Genomic DNA, 2,261 nt, shown 5'->3' on the forward strand with positions numbered 1-2,261 from the left:
GGTCGTGTTCTTGTAGCCGAAACGCTGCTGCAATTCGCCCCGCGCATAGGGGCTGATCACCATGCCGTTGCTTAGCGTGTAATCGCCATAGATGCCGGGCTCGAACTTGATCGCGCCAAAAGAAAGCCGGCTCTTGCCGAACTCGTTGCAAGACCTTGAAGCATCGCGAGGTGCTGCACGAGGCGCATCGGCGGCAAGCGGTCGCGGAGCGTGCGCATGCATCGCTGTCGCGCTACTTCTCGCCCAATCTGGCCGAACGGCTGGCCGGCGACGTCGACGGGTTGGAGCTAGCCGGGCAGTGGCGCGAGGTCGCCTCCCTGTTCACCGACATTGCCAGCTTCACCACGCTGGTGGAAACGATCGACCCTGCAACGCTAGGCGCGCTCCTCAACGACTATTTGGCCGGCATGACTGACGTCGTGTTCGCGCATGAAGGCACCGTCGCCAAGATCGTCGACGACGCGCTCCATGTGCTGTTCGGCGCGCCTGGCGAGCAGCAGGACCATGCGGCGCGGGCGGTTGCCTGCGCGCTCGAGCTCGACGCGCTGTCGCAATCGTTCCGCGATAGCTGGCGCGACAAGGGCGTCACGGTCGGTACGACCCGCATCGGCGTCCATGCAGGTCCGGCGCTGGTCGGAAATTTCGGCGGAGGCCGCTTCTTCGACTACACGGCCTATGGCGACACCATCAATATCGCCGCGCGGCTGGAAAGCGCCAACAAGCAGCTGGGAACGCGTATCTGCGTCAGCGGGAGCGCGGCTGCAAGGGTCGACGGCTTCCGTGGACGGCCGGTCGGTGATCTGATGCTGCGCGGCAGGGCCGAGGCGCTGCGCGCGTTCGAGCCTTTGTCGTCAAAGCAGTATAATGATCCTTCGACGGCGAGCTATCTCGAAGCCTTCGGCAGATTGGAGGCCGGCGATGCAAACGCGCTTACGGCTTTCGCCGCGCAGATCGGCAAATGTCCGGACGACCAGCTCGCTAGCTTCCATCTTAAGCGGCTGCTCAACGGCGCCATAGGAACGCGGATCAGCCTCGACTGATCTTTGCGGCTGTTCGACCGCGACCGTAAGCCTCGTCGCCGGCAATGTCAGCTTTCAGGTGGTGGCAAAGGTGCCCTCAACGGCCGACAAGAGGCGCAAAGCAGCCACGGCACATACGCAACGACGCCTTGGCCTAAGATGCAACATCTTGAACCGGTTACTACTCGTCCACCAGGTTACGACGAATACATCACCGGCGGGCGCTGGTCCTGCCGCCTTTACGACTCACGGGGAGCAGCCTGCCCGCCACCCCCGCGAAAGCACGCAGTGTCGCCTGCTCCTGTGCTACTGCCTTTTCGTAGAGCCGATTATATGTCCGCCAGTGCATTCCCGTCGGCTTGTCTAGAAGTTGGAGCGGGGTGTTTGTGGATGCTCCAAGGCGCTGGCGCAATTTCCGAGATCTGGAGAGACATCGAAAGCGAGGGTCATCGCTCTGGGAGCGATAGCTGAGATCCAAACACACACGGCATCGGAAGCCGTCGCCGTCGTAAAGCACTGCGCATCTACGGTTGCATGACTGGCAAATCAGCCGTCGCGCACCGCCGAAATGTTGTTCCGTGCAATCCAGTGCGATGACCTTGCACGCGCCGCGGCTCCGGGGTTGGTCCTCGACGGTGGTAGGTCAACTCAAGGCTGCCTTCGTCCGTGGAAATTCCGATCGAACTGGAAGGACGGCCGCCGACATTCCAGGTCAACTCCCCTCGGCGCCCGGGCGCCAGCAGTAGCTCAACCAAAACTGGTCCCTACGCTTCGAGCCGTTGGCGAGCACTTTCTCTAGTTCTCCGCATGAGTAAAAACGACCGTGCCGTTTTCCTTGCGAATTTCAACGGACACGATTCCATCGTCGCCCTTCCGGGTCTGAAACATGGAGATTGCGTGATCCTTTGCCGATTTCTCAGCGTCGAACATTTCCTTGTCGACGATGCCCTGTCTTCCATACCAGATGACAGTAAAGGCCATGTTCGATCGTACCTTCGCCCGGCCCCAAAGGGAATTGTATGGCGGTTGGGACGGAAAGTCACACAATTGAACATGCGGCCTTTGAGGGCAGGCTTGCCTCGCAGAGCCTTACCAGCGCGTTTCCACCGGCCGCTGTCCTACGCCGCCGAAGTCCGGGAGCGTACCTGGTGCGTGAACCTTCAGGGGAACAGAAGCTCAAAGCCCCACGTTCTAATGCGATCAAGGGAGTACAAAAATGGTACGCCAAATCGCAATCACCTT

1 protein-coding gene and 1 pseudogene are annotated in these 2,261 nt (G+C 60.7%); one reads left to right on the forward strand and one right to left on the reverse strand.

Annotated features, from left to right (window positions below; translation table 11 throughout):
- Window positions 1-149: 149 nt before the first annotated feature.
- Window positions 150-1,040, forward strand: a pseudogene (locus AC1DZU_RS35465) (adenylate/guanylate cyclase domain-containing protein); the annotation flags it as partial.
- Between the two features lie 774 nt (window positions 1,041-1,814).
- On the opposite strand, the gene AC1DZU_RS35470 reads toward AC1DZU_RS35465, so the two are convergent.
- On the reverse strand, window positions 1,815-2,000 hold the full coding sequence (locus AC1DZU_RS35470; RefSeq protein WP_477292101.1) for a hypothetical protein: 186 nt from the start codon (window positions 1,998-2,000) through the stop codon (window positions 1,815-1,817).
- Between the last annotated feature and the right edge of the window lie 261 nt (window positions 2,001-2,261).

The organism is Mesorhizobium sp. P2_A12 (assembly GCF_056405075.1).

Coding starts and splice junctions, on each gene's coding strand:
- AC1DZU_RS35470 (WP_477292101.1), bottom strand. CDS start 2,000: ATGGCCTTTACTGTCATCTGGTATGGAAGACAGGGCATCGTCGACAAG.